We start from the raw sequence: 19,647 nt of genomic DNA on the forward strand, positions 1-19,647 counted from the left end.
AACCGCTATCATGCAGTCCATGAAGCCTTCCATGCCGCGCCTTATCGCCTTTCTTTCCTGCTGGCTGTTCGCCGCAATGACCTACGCCGCCTCCCCCACCATCCTGCAACGCCCCTACGACCTGGACACCGGCCACGGCGTGCTGCGCGGCACCCTGCTGCTGCCGCAGACCGCCAGCCCGCCGCCGCTGGCACTGCTGGTGGCCGGCTCCGGCCCCACCGACCGCGACGGCAACAACCCCGAGGGCGGCAACAACGCCTACCTGCGGCGCCTGGCCGAGGCCCTGGCCAGCAACGGCATCGCCAGCCTGCGCTACGACAAGCGCGGCATCGCCCGCAGTCGCGACGCCGCGCCGGACGAACGGCAACTGAGCGTCGACGGCTACGTCGACGACCTGGTGGCCTGGAGCGACCGGCTGGCCGAGGACCCGCGCTTCGGCCCGCAGGTGCTGGTGGGCCACAGCGAGGGCGCGCTGATCGCCAGCCTGGCCGCGCCGCGCAGCAAGGCCGCGGCCCTGGTGTTGATCGCCGGCAGCGGCCGGCCGATCGACAAGGTGCTGCGCGAGCAGCTCTCGGTGCGCCTGCCGCCGCCCCTGCTGGCGAAGGCCGACGCCATCCTCGACCGGTTGCGCGGCGGCCACCAGGTGCCCGAGGTGCCGGCGCAGCTGAACGCGCTGTTCCGCCCCAGCGTGCAGCCCTACCTGATCTCGCTGTTCCGCCACGACCCGGCGCGGGCGCTGGCCCGGGTGCGCCAGCCGACGCTGATCCTGCAGGGCACCAGCGACATCCAGGTCGACGTGGCCGACGCCCAGGCGCTGCAGCGCGCCAGGCCGGACGCCGAGCTGCAGTTGATCTCCGGCATGAACCACATCCTGCGCATCGTCCCGGCCGACGTGAAGAAGCAGCTGGCGTCCTACAACGACCCCGGGCTGCCGCTGGCTCGCGACCTGGTCCAGCGGCTGGTCGGCTTCATCCTGCGAACCCGCCCGCAGACTCCATCGGCCGAAGGCATGAGCTGAAACGGGCGTCTCAAGAAATCACTGTCGGCGTCGATAATCGCTTAGCCCCTGTATGAAAGTCGTTACTTACACGCTTCCTACAGAAGTTGAGTTGATCCCTGGCCGTCGGCCAGGCCCGAGGAATCCGATGACCGACGCCGACCCGCGCAGCGACGCCGCCGCCCCCGCCGAAACACCGACTCCGCCCCATCCCTGGGCGGAGCTGGCGCCGGAGCATTTCCGCCTGCTGCGCCTGGCGCCCCTGCCCACCGACCGCAGCACCGGCGCCCGCGCCCTGCGCTTCGTCCAGCTCGGCCGGGTGGAACGCCACGCCCCGGAGCAGAGCCTGCTGCGCCTGAGCATCCAGCTGCCCGGCCAGGCCCTGCGCAAGGAGCAGAACCTGTTCGAGGTGTGGGCCGACCATCGCAACAAGGAAGTGCGCTTCGGCGCCGACAGCGGCTTCGCCCTGGAGCCGATCAACCGCGGCCTGGGCCGCTTCCTGCTGGCCCAGGGCATCGCCTGGGCGCGGCAGAAGTGGGCGCACTACAAGGTCGAGGGCGGCGTGCTGGGGGTGAAGGACGCGCCCAACGAGGACATCCGCCTGCGCCGCGACCACTTCCTGCGCGCCCAGGGCTTCGACGTGGAGTACGAGGACTCGCGCCTGCTCAAGGCCCGCTACGGCGCCGGGCGGGTGAGCGAGCTGTACGACGACTGGAACAAGGACAAGGTGCAACTGCTGCCGCTGCTGGACGCCGCGGCCATGCTGGAACAGGCCGACCAGAACCTGGCCAGCCAGGACAACGAAATCCGCAAGCTGCAGCAGCGCATCGAGACCTTCCGCCGCGACGACACCAGCCTGCGCTTCATCATCGCCTGCCTGACGGTGTTCGCGGTGTTCCAGGCCGGGCTGCTGATCTGGATGGCGACGCACTGAGGGCCGGCGCGGACGGACGGGCACGGCTCGCTCCTACGAAGAGCACGGCCGCGGGAGACTTTTGTAGGATGGGTTGAGCGAAGCGATACCCATCACCACGGCCGCATGGGTTTCGCAAGCTCAACCCATCCTACGAAAAGCACCTCGGCGCAGTCGGCAAGACAGTTGCTCCAACAAGAAAATGCCGTGCCCCACGGCATACGGCAAACACAAGACCCGTAGGATGGCGTTGAGCGAAGCGATACCCATCGCCACGGCCGCATGGGTTTCGCAGGAGCCCCCGGTATCGCCCCCTGTAGGAGCGCGCCCTGCGCGCGAAATCGCGGGCAGGGCCCGCGGCGCCTCAGTTCACCCGCGAGCGGAACAGCGCCTGGTGCTCCCGGCACTGCGCCGCCGACAGCAGGAACACCCCGTGCCCGCCGTGGCGGAATTCCAGCCAGGTGAAGTCCACCTCCGGGTACAGCGCCTCGACGTGCACCTGGCTGTTGCCCACTTCGACGATCAGGGTGCCCTGTTCGGTCAGGTGGTCGGCGGCCTCGGCGAGCATGCGCCGCACCAGGTCCAGACCGTCGTGGCCGCAAGCCAGGCCCAGTTCCGGTTCGTGCCGGTACTCGGCCGGCATGTCGGCGAAGTCCTCGGCGTCGACGTAGGGCGGGTTGGAGACGATCAGGTCGAAGCGCTGCCCCGGCAGGCCGGCGAAGCCGTCGCCCTGCACGGTGTAGACGCGCTCGCCCAGCTCGTGGCGCTCGATGTTGACGTTGGCCACTTCCAGGGCCTCGAAGGACAGGTCGGCCAGCACCACTTCCGCCTGGAGGAATTCATAGGCGCAGGCGATGCCGATGCAGCCCGAGCCCGTGCACAGGTCGAGGATGCGCGCCGGCTCCGCCGCCAGCCAGGGCTCGAAGCGCTGCTGGATCAGCTCGGCGATGGGCGAACGCGGCACCAGCACGCGCTCGTCGACCACGAACGGCAGGCCGCAGAACCAGGCCTCGCCCAGCAGATAGGCGGTGGGCACACGCTCCTCGATGCGCCGGCGCAGCAGTTCGCGCAGGTGTTCGCGCTCGTCGTCCTCGAGGCGGCAATCCAGGTACGCATCGGCCATTTCCCACGGCAGGTGCAGCGCGCCGAGCACCAGCAGGCGGGCGTCGTCCCAGGCGTTGTCGGTGCCATGTCCGAAGTACAGCCCCTCGGCATGGAAGCGGCTGACCGCCCAGCGGATATGGTCTCGAAGGGTCAGCAAACGGGATTCGGTCACGGCGCAGGGTCCTCGCGGCGGGCAAAAAGGCCGGCATTCTAGCCCAAGGCGGCCTGCCGCGGGCGCACACCGGCGTCGAGGGGGTCAATACCACTTTGCGCGGGTTTCGCATAGATTCACAGCGCCCGCGGAACAGACCACAATGGTGGCATACGCATCATAGGAGTTCGTCATGTCTCAACCGCTCAGCATGCTGAAGATCAGCGGACGCGGCTATCCGCCCGCCACCCTCCGCCAGAGCACGCTGCTGATCATCGACGCCCAGGAAGAGTACCGCAGCGGCGTCCTCGCCCTGCCCGGCCTGGAACCGGCGGTCGCGCAGATCCGCCAACTGCTGGATGCCGCGCGCAGCCAGGGCACCCCGATCGTCCACGTGCGCCACCTGGGCATCCATGGCGGCCTGCTCGACCCGCAGGGCCCGCGCGGGCAGTTCCTGCCCGAACTGGCGCCGCTGCCCGGCGAGGTGGTGGTGGAGAAGCGCCTGCCCAACGCCTTCTCCGGCACCGAACTGCACGACCGCCTGCAGCACAACGGCCGGCTGGACATCATCGTCTGCGGCTTCATGACCCATTCGAGCATCAGCACCACCGTGCGCGCGGCCAAGGACTACGGCTACCGCTGCACCCTGGTCACCGCCGCCTGCGCCACCCGCGACATCCCCACCCCGGATGGCGGCGTGCTCTCGGCGCGCGACCTGCACCACGCGGAAATGGCCGCCCTGGGCGACAACTTCGCCGCCGTGGTCGGCGAGGCCCAGGCGCTGATCTGAGCGCCGTCCGTCCCGCTGCGGCGGCAAGCTGCCGCCGCAGCTATTAGGCTGTAAGGCGACACATCCAGCGGGCACGCGCCGGACGGGCGGGCCAGGCATTCCCTGCGGGGGCGGAACCCCCTCCCGCCGACACCGGTCATAGCCTCGTTCAGCAGATGAGGAAGCCGGGATGAAGATGTCCGACAGTTTCGATCCACGCACGCTACGCCCGAAGCGACCGGGCCGCTGGCGCTGGCGCTTCGTGGCCGCCGTGGCCGCGCTGATCGCCGCGTTCGGCGTGCTCGGCGCCCTGGCCGGCGGCGCGGCCTTGCTGCGCCGGCAACCGGCGGCGGGGGTCATGCACATCGAACCGGCGGCCGGCGCGGTATTGCTGGTGATCGGCCTGCTCGCCCTGTGGCTGGGCGTGCTGTTCTGGCGCCTGGCGCGACGCCGCGCGCGGCGTGGCGACGGCCTCAGCCTGTCGCCGCGGCTGATGAAGAAGCGCGGCTGAGCGGCTTGCCGCAAAGCGCCCGCGATCCGCTAGAATGCCGCCTCTTCGCGGAGGCTCCATGCAAGACGACGATTTTTCCCTGTTCGCCAACGAGATGCGCGGCGTCAAGCGCATCCAGGTGGACCAGGCCGACACCGGCAAGCCCAAGGCCGACCGCCAGCAGGTCAAGCTGCGCCAGCAGAACGCCACGACCAAGGTGGAAAACCAGCGCGTCGACGGGCTGTCCGACCTGTTCGTCATCGACGTCGGCGCCGAGGACGAGCTGTACTGGGCCCGCGACGGCGTGCAGGAAGGCCAGATGCGCAAGCTCAAGGCCGGCCAGATCGGCTTCGAGGGCAGCCTCGACCTGCACGGCATGAACATCGAGAAGGCCCGCGAGCTGCTCTGGGACTTCCTCGCCGAGGCCACCCGCCTGGAGGTGCGCTGCGTGCGCGTCACCCACGGCAAGGCGGCGCGCACCGACGGTCGCCGGCCGCTGCTCAAGAGCCACGTCAACACCTGGCTGCGCCAGCACCCGCAGGTCCTGGGCTTCACCTCGGCCCTGCCGCGCCACGGCGGCACCGGCTCGCTCTACGTGATGCTGCGCCGCACCATGCTGGAGGGGCGCGACGAATAATCCGTCGCTCCCGCTGGCGCACCGCGCCCTTGCCAGCACGCCACGCGCGCCCTACCCTGCGCCTCTGCGCTTCAACGAGTCCCAACAGGTAGAACATGTCCCTGGAACAAAACTACTCGCAGATCCTCAGCCAGCTCGGCGAGGACGTCACCCGCGAAGGCCTGCTCGACACGCCCAAGCGCGCCGCCAAGGCCATGCAGTACCTCTGCCGCGGCTACCAGCAGACGCTGGACGAGATCGTCAACGGCGCGCTGTTCAGCTCCGACAACAGCGAAATGGTGTTGGTCAAGGACATCGAGCTGTACTCGCTGTGCGAGCACCACCTGCTGCCCTTCATCGGCAAGGCCCACGTGGCCTACATCCCCAACGGCAAGGTGCTGGGCCTGTCCAAGGTAGCGCGCATCGTCGACATGTACGCCCGCCGCCTGCAGATCCAGGAGAACATGTCGCGGCAGATCGCCGAGGCCGTGCAGCAGGTCACCGGCGCCCTGGGCGTGGCGGTGGTCATCGAGGCCAAGCACATGTGCATGATGATGCGCGGCGTGGAGAAGCAGAACTCCTCCATGGTCACCTCGGTGATGCTCGGCGAGTTCCGCGAGAACGCCGCTACCCGCAGCGAGTTTCTCAGCCTGATTCGCTGAGGTCGCTTGCGGGGATGGAAAACCGGCCTGTGGGGCCGGTTTTTTCTTGCCTGTAAGACGGAGTCCGCTCCTACGGGGGAATACCACCGTGCCTCATGTGGATTGTAGGAGCGAGCTTGCTCGCGAACGGTGGTTACCGGTGACGTAGGTGTTGGGTGTAAGAGCGCCCTCTCCCCAACCCTCTCCCTGAAGGGAGAGGGGGCTGTCCTGAGCTGCTTGTCAGTCAGGCGCCATCCTCCTACCCCCCGTCATTCCCGCGAACGCGGGCACCCAGAGACTTCCTGCTTGGGTGTGACGCGCCGCACCGAGTGTTCGGAGGTTTCTGGTTTCGCCCCCTCGGGCGAGTCCCTTTTGTCAAACGCCACAAAAGGAACCAAAAAGGCTTGCCCCGACATACGGGCCCGATGGAGCCGGGCTACCCTCGCGAATTCCCCCGCCACGGAGGCCCGCCCCGAGGGTACGTCCCTGTAGCCCATCGGGGCTCTCGCGACATCCATGTCGCATGACCTCCTGAGCGCCGGTTTCGTTCGGCCTTCTGAAGGGGCATTCCGGAGTGCGCGGATGTTTCTCTGGAAGTCTCAAGAGCAAAAGCCAGAGCGAATGCGCTTTGGCTTTTCGTAGGAGCGAGCTTGCTCGCGAACCGCTCGTCACTGGATTCCCGCGAACGCGCACTACTGTCCGGAATATTTTCGAGGGGGCGTCTGGAGGGCTTGCGGGGGCTGAAGGCACGGGTTAAACCGTTGAGCGCCAACTCAACCTCACAGCCCCCGCAAGATGTTCAGGATAAGCCGTTTTCACGATGTACTAAAAGCGCTGCCTCGCGGCGTCTTCGATCGACTGGTCGCCGAACACGGCGCCGACAAGCACAGCAAGCGCTTTGGCAGCTGGGATCACCTGGTCGCCATGGTGTATGCCCAACTGGCCGGCGTGAGCAGCCTGCGGGCGCTTGAAACCAGCTTCAACAGCCATCCCCATCAGCACTATCACCTGGGTACGGGCCCGATCCGGCGTTCCACCCTGGCCGACGCCAACGAACGCCGTAATACCGAGGTCTTCGCCCAGGTCGCGCACTACCTGATGGCGGGCGTCTGCCGGCAGTTACGCCGTGACGGGAAGGAACTGCTGTACCTGCTGGACTCCACCACGATCACCCTCAAGGGCCCTGGCTTCGACGAATGGACGCTGTCCAATCGAACCCGCTCCCAGGGGCTGAAAGTCCATGTGCTGTATGCCGAGCAGGCGGCGGCGCCGGTGCATTGCAGCTTCAGCGCAGCCAACGTCAACGACATCGACGAAGGCCGGATGCTGGGTATCGAGCCACAGGCCACCTACGTATTCGACAAGGGCTATTACGACTTCAACTGGTGGTCGAGCCTGGATGCCCAGAAGGCCCGCTTCGTCACACGATTCAAGTCCAATGTGCGGCTCAAGGTCCTGGCCCATCGCGAGGTTCCCCAGCAAGACCGGGAAACGATCCTGCGAGACGAAGAGGTGAGCTTCTCCAACCGCAACCCAGGTGGCCGACGGCGTAATCACTACACCCAGCCCCTGCGGCGGATCCTGGTGAACCGCCCAGGCGATGAGCCGCCTCTGAGCCTAGCGACCAACGACCTGAGCAGCCCGGCGGCAGAAATCGCCGAGCGCTATCGGGATCGCTGGCGGATCGAGCTGTTTTTCAAATGGATCAAGCAACACCTGAAGGTCAGGCGTTTCCTGGGTCGTAGCGAGAATGCCGTGCGCCTCCAGATTCTCTGTGCGCTGATCAGCTACTTGCTGCTGAACCTTTACCAACGCAGGACGGGAACGCGGCAAAGCCTGTGGATGCTGATGGTGGAGGTACAGGCGACGCTGTTTCAGCGTCCTGGCCTGGAGGCCGAACGTTACCGACGACGGCAGGAGCGAATACGCGAGATCAACCTGCGTCAGGGGCAGCTGTTAGAGGCGTGCCGGACAGCAGTGCGCGTTCGCGGAAATGACGGGGATGGTTGGGCGTTTCAGGATGACTCAGGATTCCCCCCTCACTCAGGACAAGCCCCCTCTCCCGCTTGCGGGAGAGGGTTGGGGAGAGGGCGCTCTTGAACCCAACACCACAGCCCCCAGCAAACCCCGTTCGCGAGCTTGCTCGCTCCTACGAACAGCCCTCAGGGCTTTTCAGCCCCCCGCCGTGTAGTACCCCACCGCCACCAGGTAATGCCCGCTCTTGCGCAGCAGGGCGTGCTTGTTCTCCACCTTGCCGGTCACCGGGTTACGCCACTGGTAGTCGAACTGCCCTTCGCCCTTGCTCTTGGCCAGCGCCAGCATGGCCTGGCCGATGGCGTTGCCGGCCGGGTCCTTGAGGCTGGCGAAGTCGGTGCCGACCATCCGGGTGTTGTAGCCGTGGGCGACGAACTTGCCGGTGTCCATGTCGACCACGAAGGCGTAGAGGTCATCCTCGATGAAGGCCTTGTCGAGGTCGTTGATGCGCTTGAAGGTCGCTTCCGGCGCGCCTTCCACCGCCTTCGCCGTCTTCTCCAGCATGGCCTCGGCCTGGCGGGCGTCGGCGCGCGGGATGTAGTAGCCCACCGCCAGGAAGCGGTCGCCTATGCGCTGGTAGTAGGTGTGCTTGCGCTCGACGCGGCCGTCGGCCCAGTTCTTCCAGCGGTACTCGGTTTCCTGCACCTTGCCGTTCTCCGGGGCCTTGAGGGCCTTGGCGAACTGCTTGCGCATGTTCGGGTCGAGCAGTTGCGAGACGTCGCGGCCGATCAGCACCACCGAGGGGCCGCCGCTGGCCAGCATCACGCCCTTGCTGTCGACGACGTAGACGTACAGCTCGTTATCGATGAACTCGCCCTGGCGGCTGAACGCGGCGAAGGCCTTGTCGCCCTCCTGGCGGTAGTAGGCCACGGCCTTCTCCAGCAACTGCCGGGCCCGCTGGGCCTGGGCGGCGTCGGCCGCGGTGCTGGTGGCGGCCGGCAGGTGCAGCGGGGCCAGGCAGGCGAGGCAGAACAGCAGCGCACTGAACAGGCGTTTCATGCAGGGTCCTCCATGTCGTCCCTTCTTGTTCTGGACTGAGCATAGATGGCCGCCGCGGTTTCGCCCGCCGGCGTCAGCCGAAGAAGCGCTTCATCGAGCGCGACAGCCAGCCGCCGTGGCTCTGGTCGTGGGTCAGCTCGTGCATGCTGGCCTTGACCGACTCCACGTAGTTGGCGTCGTCGTTGCGGATGTGGGTGAACAGCCAGCGCCCGAGCAACCCCTTGAGTTCCTCGGCGACGTCCTCGCCGGCGGCGAAGCGCAGGCGGTAGTCGGATACGCGCTTGATGAAGAGTTCGTGGACCTTCTTGTGGGCGCGGGTGAACTGGTAGCCGGAGTCTTCCAGCAGGGTTTCCTCGAAGGCGAAGTGCGACTGGGTGTAGTCCACCAGTTCCTCGATCACCTCGCCGACCCGCGCCTTGTCCAGGGTGCCCTGGGCCTCGTGCAGCTGGTTGATCATCTCGACGATTCGCTTGTGCTGGTTGTCGATCACCTGGATGCCGGTGTTCAGGTCATCCTGCCAGACCAGATAGGCCATTTTTCCCTCCCCCACCGGTCGCCGGCATTCCTGCCGCCGCGGCCCGGCTACTGCTCTATTGTTGGCTGGGTCCAGGGTAGGGAGGCGAAACGGCGCGCGCCATGATGCCCGTCAATGGGGAGGCCCTTAAACTGCGAGCCAGAGCGCACGAATACGAAAAAGCCCGCGCGATGGCGGGCTTCTTCTGACACTTCGGGCCCCTCAGTCGAGCATGCCGACGTGCCGCGGGTGCGCCGCGACGCGCGCCATCCAGGCGTTGATCGCCGGGTAGCCGGAGAGGTCGAAACCGCCCTGGTGCGCCACGTGGGTGTAGGCGTACAGGGTGATGTCGGCGATGGAGTAGCTGTCGCCCACCAGGTAGGGCGTGCGCGCCAGCTGCTGCTCCATCACGTCCAGGGCCTTGTAGCCGCCCTTCAGGCAGTCCTCGTACTCGGCGCGGCGCTCGTCCGGCATCTTCAGGTAGAACTGGATGAAACGCGCCACCGCCACGTAGGGCTCGTGGCTGTACTGCTCGAAGAACTGCCACTGCAGCACCTGGGTGCGCAGGCGCGGCTCCTTCGGCAGCAGCTCGCTGCCGTCGGCGAGGAAGTTGAGGATGGCGTTGGACTCCCACAGGCAGCTGCCGTCCTCCAGTTCCAACACCGGCACCTTGCCGTTGGGGTTCTTGGCCAGGAATCCGGGGGTCTGCGTCTCGCCCTTGAGGATATCGACATCGCGCCACTGGTACGGCAGGCCCAGCAGGTGCAGGACCAGCTTGACCTTGTAGCAGTTGCCGGACAACCGGTCGCCGTAGACGGTGTACATGGCGCCTCCTCAGGCAGATTGGGCCGCTTGCGCTTCGCGGATCACCGCAGCCAGGCGGCGCAGGCCTTCGCCCAGGCGCTCCGGCGCCACGTGGCTGAAGTTCAGGCGCAGGTGGCCGGGGTTGGCATCGGGGTCGGTGAAGAAGGGTTCGCCGGGCATGAAGGCCACGTTCTGCTGCAGGGCCTCGTCCAGCAGGCCGCGGGTGTCCAGCGGCTGCTTCAGTGTCAGCCAGAAGAACAGCCCGCCCTGGGGCACGTTCCACTCGGCCAGGTCGGCGAAGTGTTCTTCCAGCTGGGCCTGCATGGCGTCGCGGCGGATGCGGTAGAAGTCGCGCAGCTCGGCCAGGTGGCCACGGTAGGCCTCGGTGCCGAACCACTGCAGGGCCTGCCACTGGCCGATGCGGTTGGTGTGCAGGTCGGCCGACTGCTTCAGGCGCAGCAGGTGCGGGAACAGGTCCGGGGTGGCGATCAGGAAGCCCACGCGCAGGCCCGGCAGCAGGGTCTTGGAGACGGTGCCGGTGTAGATCCAGCTGGCCTTCTTCAGGCGGCTGACCAGCGGGGTGGCGCTGCCGGCGTCGAACACCAGCTCGCGGTAGGGTTCGTCTTCGATCAGGGTCACGCCGAACTCGTCGAGCAGCGCCGCCACTTCGTCGCGGCGTTCTTCGCTGTAGCGCACGCCGGACGGATTCTGGAAGGTCGGGATGAGGTAGGCGAAGGCCGGCTTGTGCCGCTCCAGGCGCTGGCGCAGGGCGGCCACGTCCGGGCCCTCGGCGCCCAGCGGCACGTTCACGCAGTCGGCGCCGAACAGTTGGAAGGCCTGCAGCGCGGCCAGGTAGGTCGGCGCTTCGAGCAGTACCTCGGTGCCCGGGTCGATGAACAGCTTGCTGGCGAGGTCGAGGGTTTGCTGCGAACCGCTGACGATCAGCACCTGGCTGGCATCGCAGGGCACGCCCAGGGCCCGCGCTTCGGCGGCGATGGCCTCGCGCAGGGCCGGCTCGCCCTCGCTCATGCCGTACTGGCCCATGCTGGCCGGCATGTCCGCCCATTCCACCTTGGGCAACATGGGTTCGGCCGGCAGGCCGCCGGCGAAGGACATCACCTCCGGACGTTGCGCCGCAGCGAGGATTTCACGGATCAGGGAGCTTTTCAGGCGGGCGATACGTTCGGAGAAGGCCATGGGGTCACCGGTAGCGGAGGCAGGAGCAAATGGGTCAAACTGGTTGACCGAAGCTACGACGGCCGAACGGATACGTCAATATGCCTGACCTTCTGCCCTCCGACACCTGGTCGGAAGCCATGCAAGCCTTTTACTTCAGCTACCGGGCGTTCACCGCCAAGCCGGACGAGATCCTCGCCCGCCGCGGCCTGGGCCGGGTGCACCACCGCATCCTGTTCTTCGTCGCGCGCCAGAGCGGGTTGAGCGTGAAGGAACTGCTGGCCACCCTGGGCGTGAGCAAGCAGGCGCTGAACATGCCGCTGCGGCAATTGCAGGAGATGCAGCTGATCCGCAGCGAAGCCTCGCCGGCCGACAAGCGCAAGCGCCTGCTCAGCCTCACCGCCGAGGGCGCCAAGCTGGAACGGGCCCTGCGCAACGAGCAGGCGCGCCTGCTGCAGCGCGCCTTCGCCGAGGCCGGCGAAGAGGCGGTGCACGGCTGGCTGGCGGTCAACCAGGCCCTGGCGCAGCCGCTTCAGGAAACCTGAGCGCCGCCCTCCAGCTCCCGCGCGCCGCGCAGGAACATCAGCGCCAGCGGCAGCAGCGCCGCGGCGGCCAGGACGGTGCCGGGGATGAACAGCAGGATGCTGGCCATGCACACGCCCGAGAGCACGTCGAGCCAGCCCAGCACCTTCACCGAGGGGTACGGCAGGCCGATCTTCAGCACCCGCACGCCATACCACAGGCCCACCAGGCCGCTGGGCAGGAACAGCGCCATGAAGCCGGCCAGGGCGGCGTTGGGCGTGCCGTCGAGCTGGGCGTCGAAGATCACCGCGTAGGCCTGGATCACCAGCGCCAGGCCGATGGACAGCCACAGCGGCCAGGCCATGCCGCGGGCGCCGAAGCGCTCGACCAGGAACTGCGTGGCGCGCCAGCTGAGGTAGCAGCCGAGCAGCGTGCAGAGCACGCCCAGCCACAGGCTGTAGCTGTCCAGGGCGTCGCCGCGCCCGCTGCCGCCGAGGAACGACAGGCCGAACAGCACGCTCTGCGCCAGCAGCAGCGCCAGGCTCAACCAGGCCAGCAGGCGCAGGTGGCCGGGGCTCCAGCGGCCGCCGGCGAGGCTGGCCGGGGTGCGCGCCTCGATCAGCTCGACCTTGGGCGCGGCATAGGGGTTGTGGTCCATGGCGGGACTCCACGACTGCGACCTGCCCACCATATCCACAGCACGCCGGGCGCGCCACTGTACGGCCCGATCCGCCCCTGGCTGTTACGCGACAGCCCGCAGGCCGGGGGTTAGGCTGCGGAAAAACCACAAGACGCGTGCCGCCATGCCCCTCGAACTCCTGGCCGCCTTCATCGGCTTCGCCTTCGTCACCTCCATCACGCCCGGGCCGAACAACATGATGCTGCTGGCCTCCGGGGTGAACTTCGGCGTGCGCCGCACCGTCCCGCACATGCTCGGCATCAGCATCGGCTTCCTGCTGCTGGTGGTCGCCGTGGGCCTGGGGCTGGACCAGCTGTTCCACGCCTTCCCCTTCACCTACCAGGCGCTGCGCTACCTGGGCGCGGCCTACCTGCTGTACCTGGCCTGGGGCATCGCCCGCGCCGGCGCGCCGCAGGCCAACGGGCGCGGCAGCGGCAAGCCGTTCAGCTTCCTGCAGGCGGCGGCCTTCCAGTGGGTCAACCCCAAGGCCTGGATCATGGCCATCGGCGCCATCACCACCTATACCCCGCAGCAGGGCTTCGCCGGCAACGTGCTGCTGATCGCGGTGCTGTTCGCCGTGGTCAACCTGCCCAGCGTCGGCGTCTGGACGGTGCTCGGCAGTTGCCTGCGGCACTGGCTGGAACAGCCGGCGCGGCGCCGCGTGTTCAATATCGGCATGGCCCTGCTGCTGGTAGCCTCCCTCTACCCCCTGTTCGTGGACATCACCCCCGCATGACCGATTCGACCAGCGCGCGCCTGCGCCCCTTCGCCGACTCCTCCCCCGCCGCCGTGGTGGCCGGCTTCGTCGCCATGCTCACCGGCTACACCAGCTCGCTGGTGCTGATGTTCCAGGCCGGCCAGGCCGCCGGGCTGAGCAACGCGCAGATTTCCTCGTGGATCTGGGCGCTGTCCATCGGCATGGCGCTGACCACCATCGGCCTGACCCTGCGCTACCGCACACCCATCGTCATCGCCTGGTCCACCCCCGGCGCCGCGCTGCTGATCAGCAGCCTGCCGGGCGTGCCCTACTCGGAGGCCATCGGCGCCTTCATCGTCTGTGCCGCGCTGATCACCCTGTGCGGCATCACCGGCAGCTTCGACCGCCTGATGCGCCAGGTGCCCGGTTCGCTGGCCGCGGCACTGCTGGCCGGGGTGCTGTTCCGCATCTGCATCGAGATCTGCCGCGCGGCCGAGCAGCAGACGCTGCTGGTGGCGGCGATGTTCCTCAGCTACCTGCTGGCCAAGCGCCTGTCGCCGCGCTACGCGGTGTTCGTCGCGCTGCTGGTGGGCGTGGCCCTGGCCGGCGCCCTGGGCCTGCTGAACTTCAGCCACTTCCAGCTGGAGCTGGCGAAACCGGTGTGGACCACGCCGAGCTTCTCCCTGGCCGCCACCATCAGCATCGGCATCCCGCTGTTCATCGTCGCCATGGCTTCGCAGAACATGCCGGGCCTGGCCGTGCTGCGCGCCGACGGCTACCAGGTGCCGGCCTCGCCGCTGATCTCCAGCACCGGCATCGCCTCGCTGCTGCTGGCGCCGTTCGGCTCCCACGGCATCAACCTGGCGGCCATCAGCGCGGCCATCTGCACCGGTCCGGAAGCCCACGAGAACCCGCACAAGCGCTATACCGCGGCGCTCTGGTGCGGGGTCTTCTACGGCGTGGCGGGCATCTTCGGCGCCACCCTGGCGGCGCTGTTCGCCGCCCTGCCCAAGGCACTGGTGCTGTCCATCGCCGCCCTGGCGCTGCTCGGCTCCATCACCAACGGCCTGAGCAACGCCATGGCCGAGGCCCGCCAGCGTGAGGCGGCGATGGTTACCTTCCTGGTGACTGCTTCGGGTTTCACGCTGTTTTCCGTGGGCTCGGCTTTCTGGGGGCTGGTGGCGGGGTTGATGACGCAGTTGGTGTTGAATTGGCGTCGGGCGATTTGATGTTGCGCACACGGTGAGGAGAGTTCAGGGGTTGAGCAAGAGCCCCTCTCCCCAGCCCTCTCCCTGAAGGGAGAGGGGGCTAGTCCGTGCCGAGAGGAGGAATGGTTTCAGCTGGAAACCTTCGGTGTTGCCGGCTAACTGTGGAGTACCCACGCACGCCGAACGGTCCCCTCTCCCTGCCGGCCAAAACAGGCTCCTGCTGTAACAGAATGCAAAACACTGGGCGGACGCCGGTCGCCTGCGCTGTTCCAGGTCAAGCCCGGCGGACGCCCGCCTGTCCATGCTGTAGCTCATCCCTGCCCCATCCGACAGGAGCCTTGCATGAGCCGACGCCGCGTTTCCCACTCCGACGCCAGCGCCACGCCCTGGCACAGCCTCGCCGCCGACGAGGTCCAGGCCCGCCTGCGCAGCGGCCCCACCGGCCTCGACGAGGCCGAGGTGCAAAGCCGCCGCCAGCAATACGGCGAGAACCGCCTGGCGCCGCCGCGCCGGCGCGGCCCGCTGCTGCGCCTGCTGCTGCAGTTCCACAACATCCTGCTCTACGTGATGCTCGCCGCCGCGCTCGTCACCGCGCTGCTCGGCCACTGGGTGGACACCGCGGTGCTGCTGGGCGCGGTGCTGATCAACGCGGTGATCGGCTTCATCCAGGAAGGCAAGGCCGAATCGGCGCTGGACGCCATCCGCGGCATGCTCTCCTCCACCGCCACCGTGGTGCGCCAGGGCAAGCGCCAGCAGATCGACGCCGCCGCCCTGGTCCCCGGCGACCTGGTGCTGCTGGCCTCCGGCGACCGCGTGCCGGCCGACCTGCGCCTGCTCGGCGGCAAGGAACTGCGCGTCGACGAGGCGGCCTTGACCGGCGAATCCCTGCCGGTGGAGAAGAACGCCCAGGCGGTGGCCGCCGACGCGCCCCTGGGCGACCGCTACGGCATGGCCTACTCCGGTACCCTGGTGGTCTACGGCCAGGCCCGCGGCCTGGTGGTGGGCACCGGGGCGGACACCGAGCTGGGGCGCATCAACCAGATGCTCAGCAGCGTGGAGAACCTGACCACCCCGCTGCTGCGGCAGATCGACCGTTTCGGCCGCATCCTGGCCATGGTCATCCTCGGCATCGGCGCCCTGGTGTTCCTGCTCGGCACCCTGTGGCTGGGCGAGACGCCGGAGCAGATGTTCATGATGGTGGTGGCCCTGGTGGCCTCGGCCATCCCCGAGGGGCTGCCGGCGATCATGACCGTGACCCTCGCCCTGGGCGTGCAGCGCATGGCCCGCCAGCGCGCCATCGTGCGGCGCCTGCCGGCGGTGGAGACGCTGGGCTCGGTGACGGTGATCTGCTCGGACAAGACCGGCACCCTGACCTGCAACGAGATGACCGTGCAGCGCCTGGTCTGCGCCGAGCGGGTGTATGAGGTGGAAGGCGTCGGCTACGTCCCCGAGGGCGGCTTCAGCGTCGACGGCCGCGCCGTGCAGCCGGACGCGCAACCGGCGCTGCAGCAGGCGATCCGCGCCGGGGTGCTGTGCAACGACGCCCAGCTGCGCGAGGACGGCGGCCAGTGGAGCATCGAGGGCGACCCCACCGAAGGCGCGCTGCTGGTGCTCGGCGCCAAGGCCGGACTGCCCCAGGAAACCTGCGCCCGGGACTGGCCGCGGCTGGACAGCATTCCCTTCGAGTCGCAGCACCGCTTCATGGCCAGCAGCCACCAGGACGCCGAAGGCCGCCCGTGGATACTGGTCAAGGGCGCGCCGGAGCGCATCCTCGAAATGTGCTCGACGCAGCTCACCGATGCCGGCGCGGCGCCGCTGGACCCGGACTACTGGCGGCGCATGGCCACCGACACCGCCGCCCGCGGCCTGCGCCTGCTGGCCCTGGCCGCGCGGCAGGCGGCGCCGCAGGGCGCGCAACTGGGTTTCGACGACGTCGCCGAGGGCTTCACTCTGCTGGCCCTGGTGGGCCTGATCGACCCGCCGCGGGCCGAGGCCATCGCCGCCGTGGCGCACTGCCAGCAGGCCGGCATCCGCGTCAAGATGATCACCGGCGACCATGCCGAGACCGCCCGCGCCATCGGCGCGCGGCTGGGCATCGGCGTCGGCCGCCCGGCGGTGACCGGCGCCGAGGTGGCGCTGATGGACGACGCCGAACTGCGCCGCGTGGCCCTGGAGGTGGACGTGTTCGCCCGCGCCAGCCCCGAGCACAAGCTGCGCCTGGTGCAGGCCCTGCAGGAGGACGGCCAGGTGGTGGCGATGACCGGCGACGGCGTCAACGACGCCCCGGCGCTCAAGCGCGCCGAGGTCGGCGTGGCCATGGGCCGCAAGGGTACCGAGGCGGCGCGCGAGGCCGCCGACGTGGTGCTGGCCGACGACAACTTCGCCAGCATCGCCAGCGCCGTGCGCGAGGGCCGCGCGGTCTACGACAACCTGAAGAAATTCATCCTGTTCATGCTGCCGACCAACGGCGGCGAAGCGCTGGTGGTGATTGCCGCGCTGTTCCTCGGCCTGGGCCTGCCGCTGACGCCGGCGCAAGTGCTGTGGATCAACATGGTCACCTCCAGCACCCTGGGCCTGGCCCTGGCCTTCGAGCCGGCCGAGCGCGACATCATGCGCCGCCGCCCGCGGCCGCCGGGCAACGCCCTGCTTTCCGGGTTCTTCGTCTGGCGCGTGCTGATGGTGGCGCTGCTGATGATGCTCGGCGCCTTCGGCCTGTTCCTCTGGGAGCTGCAGCGCGGCACCGGCATCGAGTCGGCGCGGACCATGGCGGTCAACGCGGTGGTGATCGGGGAGATGTTCTACCTGATCAACAGCCGCTCGATCTTCGGCTCGGTGCTCAACCGCGAGGGCCTGTTCGGCAACCGCTGGGTGCTGCTGGCCATCGCCGCGTGCATCCCGCTGCAGTTGGCCTTCACCTACGCGCCCTGGATGCAGGAGATCTTCGGCTCCAGGGGCCTGAGCCCGGCCGAATGGCTACGGGCGCTGGGCGCCGGGCTGCTGGTGTTCCTCGGCGCCGAGCTGGAGAAGTGGGTGATCCGCCGCAGCGGCCTGGCGCAGCGCCTGGCCAGGCACTGAGCCTCAGAGCGCGGTGTGCCCGCCATCCACCGGCAGCGCGATGCCGGTGGTGAAGCCGGCGTTGTCGCTGCACAGGTAGAGCACCGCCGCGGCGATCTCCTCGACCTGGCCGACGCGGCCGACGGGGTGCATGGCGGCGGCGAACTCGGCCTTCTTCGGGTCGGCCTCGTAGGCGCGGCGGAACATGTCGGTGTCGATCACCGCCGGGCACACGGCGTTGATGCGCACCTTCTTCTTCGCGTATTCCACCGCCGCCGACTTGGTCAGGCCGATCACCGCGTGCTTGGAAGCGGCGTAGATGCTCATCTTCGGCGCCGCGCCCAGGCCGGCCACCGAGGCAGTGTTGACGATGGCGCCGCCGCCCTGGGCGAGCATCACCGGGATCTGGTGCTTCATGCACAGCCAGACGCCCTTGACGTTCACCCCCATGATGGCGTCGAACTCGCTTTCCTTGCCCTCGGCCAGCCGGCCCTGCTCGATCTCGATGCCGGCGTTGTTGAAGGCGTAGTCCAGGCGGCCGTAGGCCTCCACCGTGGCGGCGACCAGCGCCTGGACCTCGGCGTCGCGGGTCACGTCGCAGCGGATGAAGCGCGCATCGCCGCCGGCGGCGCGGATCAGCTCGACGGTGGCTTCGCCGCCAGCTGCGTCGACGTCGGAAACCACCACCTTGATGCCCTCGCGGGCGAAGGCCTGGGCGGTGGCGCGGCCGATGCCGGCGGCGGCGCCGGTGACCAGGGCGACCTGGCCGGAAAGCAGCTGACTCATGGACTGTCCTCGAACGGATGGAGAATCGTCCGAGTCTAGCCGGCGCCCACCGCGGGCAAAGCATTATCAGGCCGCTGTAGCTCGTACTATCCGTGCGAGTGATGAATACCTCGCGCCTGGATCATTTACATGGATAACCGGGCATTCTCGTGGTCGGCGGCAGCTTGCCGACGCCGCTGCCGCGGACTATCCCTAGGTTTCCCCCTCCCCGAGGCCACTGCCATGACCGCCCCGCTCAACCGCCAGTTCGTGCTCGCCCAGCGCCCCCAGGGCGCCATCGACCAGGACACCTTCCGCTACCAGGAAACCCCGCTCGGCGAGCCCGGCCCGGGCCAGGTGCTGGTGCGCAACCTGTACCTGTCGCTGGACCCGGCCATGCGCGGCTGGCTCAACGACGCCAAGTCCTACATTCCGCCGGTGGGCATAGGCGAAGTGATGCGCGCCCTCGGCGTGGGCCAGGTGGTGGCCTCGAACAACCCGGCCTTCGTCGTCGGCGACCACGTCAACGGCGCCCTCGGCGTGCAGGACTACTTCCTCGGCGAGCCCAGGGGCTTCTACAAGGTCGACGCGAACCGCGCGCCGCTGCCGCTGTACCTCTCGGCCCTGGGCATGACCGGCATGACCGCCTACTTCGGCCTGCTCGACGTCGGCCTGCCCAAGGCCGGCGAGACCGTGGTGGTTTCCGCCGCGGCCGGCGCGGTGGGCAGCGTGGTCGGGCAGATCGCCAAGATCAAGGGCTGCAACGTGATCGGCATCGCCGGCGGCGAGGACAAGTGCCGCTACCTGGTGCAGGAACTGGGCTTCGACGGCGCCGTCGACTACAAGAACGAAGACCTCGCCCTGGGCCTGAAACGCTGCTGCCCCAACGGCATCGACGTGTTCTTCGATAACGTCGGCGGCGACATCCTCGACGCCTGCCTGGCGCGCCTGGCGCCCAAGGCGCGCATCGTGATCTGCGGCGCCATCAGCCAGTACAACAACAGGCAGGCGGTGAAGGGCCCGGCCAACTACCTGTCGCTGCTGGTCAACCGCGCGCGCATGGAAGGCATGGTGGTGATGGACTACGCCAGCCGCTTCCCCGAGGCCATGCGCGAGATGGCCGGCTGGCTGGCCGAGGGCAAGCTGAAATCGAAGGAAGACATAGTCGAAGGCCTGCAGACCTTCCCGCAGACGGTGCTCAAGCTGTTCAGCGGGGAGAACTTCGGCAAACTCATCCTCAAGCTCTGAAGGCTTTGCGACACCCTGCAGGAGCGCCCCCTGGGCGCGAATCGCGGGCAGGGCCCGCTCCTACAGGTGCAGGAGAAACGCTGACGTAGGATGGGTTGAGCTTGCGAAACCCATCGCCGTGACCGCATGGGTTTCGCAAGCTCAACCCATCCTACGAAGAGCATCCCGGCGCAGCCCTTCTAGCGTCCTCTCGAAATCCTTCGTCTTCCTTCGCCCGGGACTGACGCCGGGCAAGCCGCGGCCCTACACTGTGGCTAAGCTTCAGC

At 68.3% G+C, this 19,647-nt stretch carries 19 protein-coding genes; 12 read left to right on the forward strand and 7 right to left on the reverse strand.

The window, feature by feature from the left end; all coding sequences use genetic code 11:
• Nucleotides 1–19: 19 nt before the first annotated feature.
• Together FG99_RS21070 and FG99_RS21075 are read left to right on the forward strand one after the other, a co-directional pair.
• The gene (locus tag FG99_RS21070; protein ID WP_043272259.1) at nucleotides 20–1,018 is read left to right on the forward strand and encodes an alpha/beta hydrolase; all 999 of its coding nucleotides are present in this window, start codon (nucleotides 20–22) and stop codon (nucleotides 1,016–1,018) included.
• Between the two features lie 127 nt (nucleotides 1,019–1,145).
• Nucleotides 1,146–1,931, forward strand: coding sequence for a hypothetical protein (locus FG99_RS21075; protein WP_043272158.1), 786 nt, complete (start codon nucleotides 1,146–1,148; stop codon nucleotides 1,929–1,931).
• A gap of 343 nt (nucleotides 1,932–2,274) precedes the next feature.
• Here FG99_RS21075 and prmB read toward each other — a convergent pair whose 3' ends face one another.
• Complete coding sequence (gene prmB, locus FG99_RS21080; protein ID WP_043272159.1) at nucleotides 2,275–3,186, reverse strand: 50S ribosomal protein L3 N(5)-glutamine methyltransferase; 912 nt, start codon at nucleotides 3,184–3,186, stop codon at nucleotides 2,275–2,277.
• A gap of 172 nt (nucleotides 3,187–3,358) precedes the next feature.
• On the opposite strand from prmB, the gene FG99_RS21085 reads away from it, so the two are divergent.
• From FG99_RS21085 to FG99_RS21105, 5 genes are all read left to right on the forward strand, one after another.
• The gene (locus tag FG99_RS21085) at nucleotides 3,359–3,955 is read left to right on the forward strand and encodes a cysteine hydrolase family protein (RefSeq protein WP_009618632.1); all 597 of its coding nucleotides are present in this window, start codon (nucleotides 3,359–3,361) and stop codon (nucleotides 3,953–3,955) included.
• A 169-nt stretch (nucleotides 3,956–4,124) separates the two neighbouring features.
• Nucleotides 4,125–4,445 (forward strand): hypothetical protein, encoded by a 321-nt coding sequence (locus FG99_RS21090; protein WP_009618630.1) that lies wholly within the window; start codon nucleotides 4,125–4,127, stop codon nucleotides 4,443–4,445.
• A gap of 58 nt (nucleotides 4,446–4,503) precedes the next feature.
• Entirely contained in the window at nucleotides 4,504–5,061 is a 558-nt protein-coding gene (locus tag FG99_RS21095) for a Smr/MutS family protein (RefSeq protein ID WP_043272160.1), read from the forward strand.
• A 95-nt stretch (nucleotides 5,062–5,156) separates the two neighbouring features.
• A complete protein-coding gene (gene folE, locus FG99_RS21100; protein WP_009618627.1) occupies nucleotides 5,157–5,702 on the forward strand; it encodes a GTP cyclohydrolase I FolE in 546 nt (181 codons plus the stop codon).
• 774 nt (nucleotides 5,703–6,476) lie between these two features.
• A complete protein-coding gene (locus FG99_RS21105; RefSeq protein ID WP_051879100.1) occupies nucleotides 6,477–7,781 on the forward strand; it encodes an IS4 family transposase in 1,305 nt (434 codons plus the stop codon).
• Nucleotides 7,782–7,853: 72 nt separating this feature from the next.
• Here the strand turns inward: FG99_RS21105 and FG99_RS21110 are convergent, their stop codons facing one another.
• From FG99_RS21110 to FG99_RS21125, 4 genes are all read right to left on the reverse strand, one after another.
• Nucleotides 7,854–8,714 (reverse strand): cache domain-containing protein, encoded by an 861-nt coding sequence (locus FG99_RS21110; protein ID WP_043272161.1) that lies wholly within the window; start codon nucleotides 8,712–8,714, stop codon nucleotides 7,854–7,856.
• A 73-nt stretch (nucleotides 8,715–8,787) separates the two neighbouring features.
• Nucleotides 8,788–9,249, reverse strand: coding sequence for a bacteriohemerythrin (locus tag FG99_RS21115; protein ID WP_009618618.1), 462 nt, complete (start codon nucleotides 9,247–9,249; stop codon nucleotides 8,788–8,790).
• A gap of 201 nt (nucleotides 9,250–9,450) precedes the next feature.
• The gene (locus FG99_RS21120; RefSeq protein ID WP_043272162.1) at nucleotides 9,451–10,053 is read right to left on the reverse strand and encodes a glutathione S-transferase family protein; all 603 of its coding nucleotides are present in this window, start codon (nucleotides 10,051–10,053) and stop codon (nucleotides 9,451–9,453) included.
• A 9-nt stretch (nucleotides 10,054–10,062) separates the two neighbouring features.
• A complete protein-coding gene (locus FG99_RS21125; protein ID WP_043272163.1) occupies nucleotides 10,063–11,229 on the reverse strand; it encodes an aminotransferase-like domain-containing protein in 1,167 nt (388 codons plus the stop codon).
• Nucleotides 11,230–11,309: 80 nt separating this feature from the next.
• Here FG99_RS21125 and FG99_RS21130 point away from each other — a divergent pair, with 80 nt between their 5' ends.
• Nucleotides 11,310–11,753: a MarR family winged helix-turn-helix transcriptional regulator gene (locus FG99_RS21130; protein WP_009618612.1), complete on the forward strand. Its 444-nt coding sequence runs from the start codon at nucleotides 11,310–11,312 to the stop codon at nucleotides 11,751–11,753.
• On the opposite strand, the gene FG99_RS21135 is transcribed toward FG99_RS21130, so the two are convergent.
• Entirely contained in the window at nucleotides 11,741–12,388 is a 648-nt protein-coding gene (locus tag FG99_RS21135; protein WP_043272164.1) for a hypothetical protein, read from the reverse strand. The genes FG99_RS21130 and FG99_RS21135 overlap by 13 nt on opposite strands.
• Nucleotides 12,389–12,533: 145 nt before the next feature.
• Between FG99_RS21135 and FG99_RS21140 the strand changes: the two genes are divergently transcribed.
• From FG99_RS21140 to FG99_RS21150, 3 genes are all read left to right on the forward strand, one after another.
• Entirely contained in the window at nucleotides 12,534–13,145 is a 612-nt protein-coding gene (locus FG99_RS21140; protein WP_009618608.1) for a LysE family translocator, read from the forward strand.
• Nucleotides 13,142–14,335, forward strand: a complete 1,194-nt coding sequence (locus FG99_RS21145) for a benzoate/H(+) symporter BenE family transporter (RefSeq protein WP_043272165.1) — start codon at nucleotides 13,142–13,144, stop codon at nucleotides 14,333–14,335. Before FG99_RS21140 ends, FG99_RS21145 begins: the two co-directional genes overlap by 4 nt.
• 321 nt (nucleotides 14,336–14,656) lie before the next feature.
• The gene (locus FG99_RS21150; RefSeq protein ID WP_043272166.1) at nucleotides 14,657–17,389 is read left to right on the forward strand and encodes a cation-transporting P-type ATPase; all 2,733 of its coding nucleotides are present in this window, start codon (nucleotides 14,657–14,659) and stop codon (nucleotides 17,387–17,389) included.
• A 3-nt stretch (nucleotides 17,390–17,392) separates the two neighbouring features.
• Here the strand turns inward: FG99_RS21150 and FG99_RS21155 are convergent, their stop codons facing one another.
• A complete protein-coding gene (locus FG99_RS21155; RefSeq protein WP_009618602.1) occupies nucleotides 17,393–18,154 on the reverse strand; it encodes an SDR family oxidoreductase in 762 nt (253 codons plus the stop codon).
• Between the two features lie 222 nt (nucleotides 18,155–18,376).
• Here FG99_RS21155 and FG99_RS21160 point away from each other — a divergent pair, with 222 nt between their 5' ends.
• Nucleotides 18,377–19,381: an NADP-dependent oxidoreductase gene (locus tag FG99_RS21160; protein ID WP_043272167.1), complete on the forward strand. Its 1,005-nt coding sequence runs from the start codon at nucleotides 18,377–18,379 to the stop codon at nucleotides 19,379–19,381.
• Nucleotides 19,382–19,647 lie beyond the last annotated feature (266 nt).

Origin of the sequence: Pseudomonas sp. AAC (assembly GCF_000725445.1) — a bacterium.
Taxonomy (GTDB): Bacteria; Pseudomonadota; Gammaproteobacteria; order Pseudomonadales; family Pseudomonadaceae; genus Pseudomonas; species Pseudomonas citronellolis.

Bases quoted from the DNA above. Each gene is read 5' to 3' on its own strand.
- FG99_RS21115 (WP_009618618.1), bottom strand. From the start codon at position 9,249: ATGGCCTATCTGGTCTGGCAGGATGACCTGAACACCGGCATCCAGGTG.
- FG99_RS21130 (WP_009618612.1), top strand. From the start codon at position 11,310: ATGCCTGACCTTCTGCCCTCCGACACCTGGTCGGAAGCCATGCAAGCC.
- FG99_RS21120 (WP_043272162.1), bottom strand. From the start codon at position 10,053: ATGTACACCGTCTACGGCGACCGGTTGTCCGGCAACTGCTACAAGGTC.
- FG99_RS21090 (WP_009618630.1), top strand. From the start codon at position 4,125: ATGAAGATGTCCGACAGTTTCGATCCACGCACGCTACGCCCGAAGCGA.
- folE (WP_009618627.1), top strand. From the start codon at position 5,157: ATGTCCCTGGAACAAAACTACTCGCAGATCCTCAGCCAGCTCGGCGAG.
- FG99_RS21135 (WP_043272164.1), bottom strand. From the start codon at position 12,388: ATGGACCACAACCCCTATGCCGCGCCCAAGGTCGAGCTGATCGAGGCG.
- FG99_RS21105 (WP_051879100.1), top strand. From the start codon at position 6,477: ATGTTCAGGATAAGCCGTTTTCACGATGTACTAAAAGCGCTGCCTCGC.
- FG99_RS21125 (WP_043272163.1), bottom strand. From the start codon at position 11,229: ATGGCCTTCTCCGAACGTATCGCCCGCCTGAAAAGCTCCCTGATCCGT.
- FG99_RS21095 (WP_043272160.1), top strand. From the start codon at position 4,504: ATGCAAGACGACGATTTTTCCCTGTTCGCCAACGAGATGCGCGGCGTC.
- FG99_RS21075 (WP_043272158.1), top strand. From the start codon at position 1,146: ATGACCGACGCCGACCCGCGCAGCGACGCCGCCGCCCCCGCCGAAACA.
- FG99_RS21155 (WP_009618602.1), bottom strand. From the start codon at position 18,154: ATGAGTCAGCTGCTTTCCGGCCAGGTCGCCCTGGTCACCGGCGCCGCC.
- FG99_RS21145 (WP_043272165.1), top strand. From the start codon at position 13,142: ATGACCGATTCGACCAGCGCGCGCCTGCGCCCCTTCGCCGACTCCTCC.
- FG99_RS21070 (WP_043272259.1), top strand. From the start codon at position 20: ATGAAGCCTTCCATGCCGCGCCTTATCGCCTTTCTTTCCTGCTGGCTG.
- FG99_RS21110 (WP_043272161.1), bottom strand. From the start codon at position 8,714: ATGAAACGCCTGTTCAGTGCGCTGCTGTTCTGCCTCGCCTGCCTGGCC.
- FG99_RS21160 (WP_043272167.1), top strand. From the start codon at position 18,377: ATGACCGCCCCGCTCAACCGCCAGTTCGTGCTCGCCCAGCGCCCCCAG.
- FG99_RS21140 (WP_009618608.1), top strand. From the start codon at position 12,534: ATGCCCCTCGAACTCCTGGCCGCCTTCATCGGCTTCGCCTTCGTCACC.
- FG99_RS21150 (WP_043272166.1), top strand. From the start codon at position 14,657: ATGAGCCGACGCCGCGTTTCCCACTCCGACGCCAGCGCCACGCCCTGG.
- FG99_RS21085 (WP_009618632.1), top strand. From the start codon at position 3,359: ATGTCTCAACCGCTCAGCATGCTGAAGATCAGCGGACGCGGCTATCCG.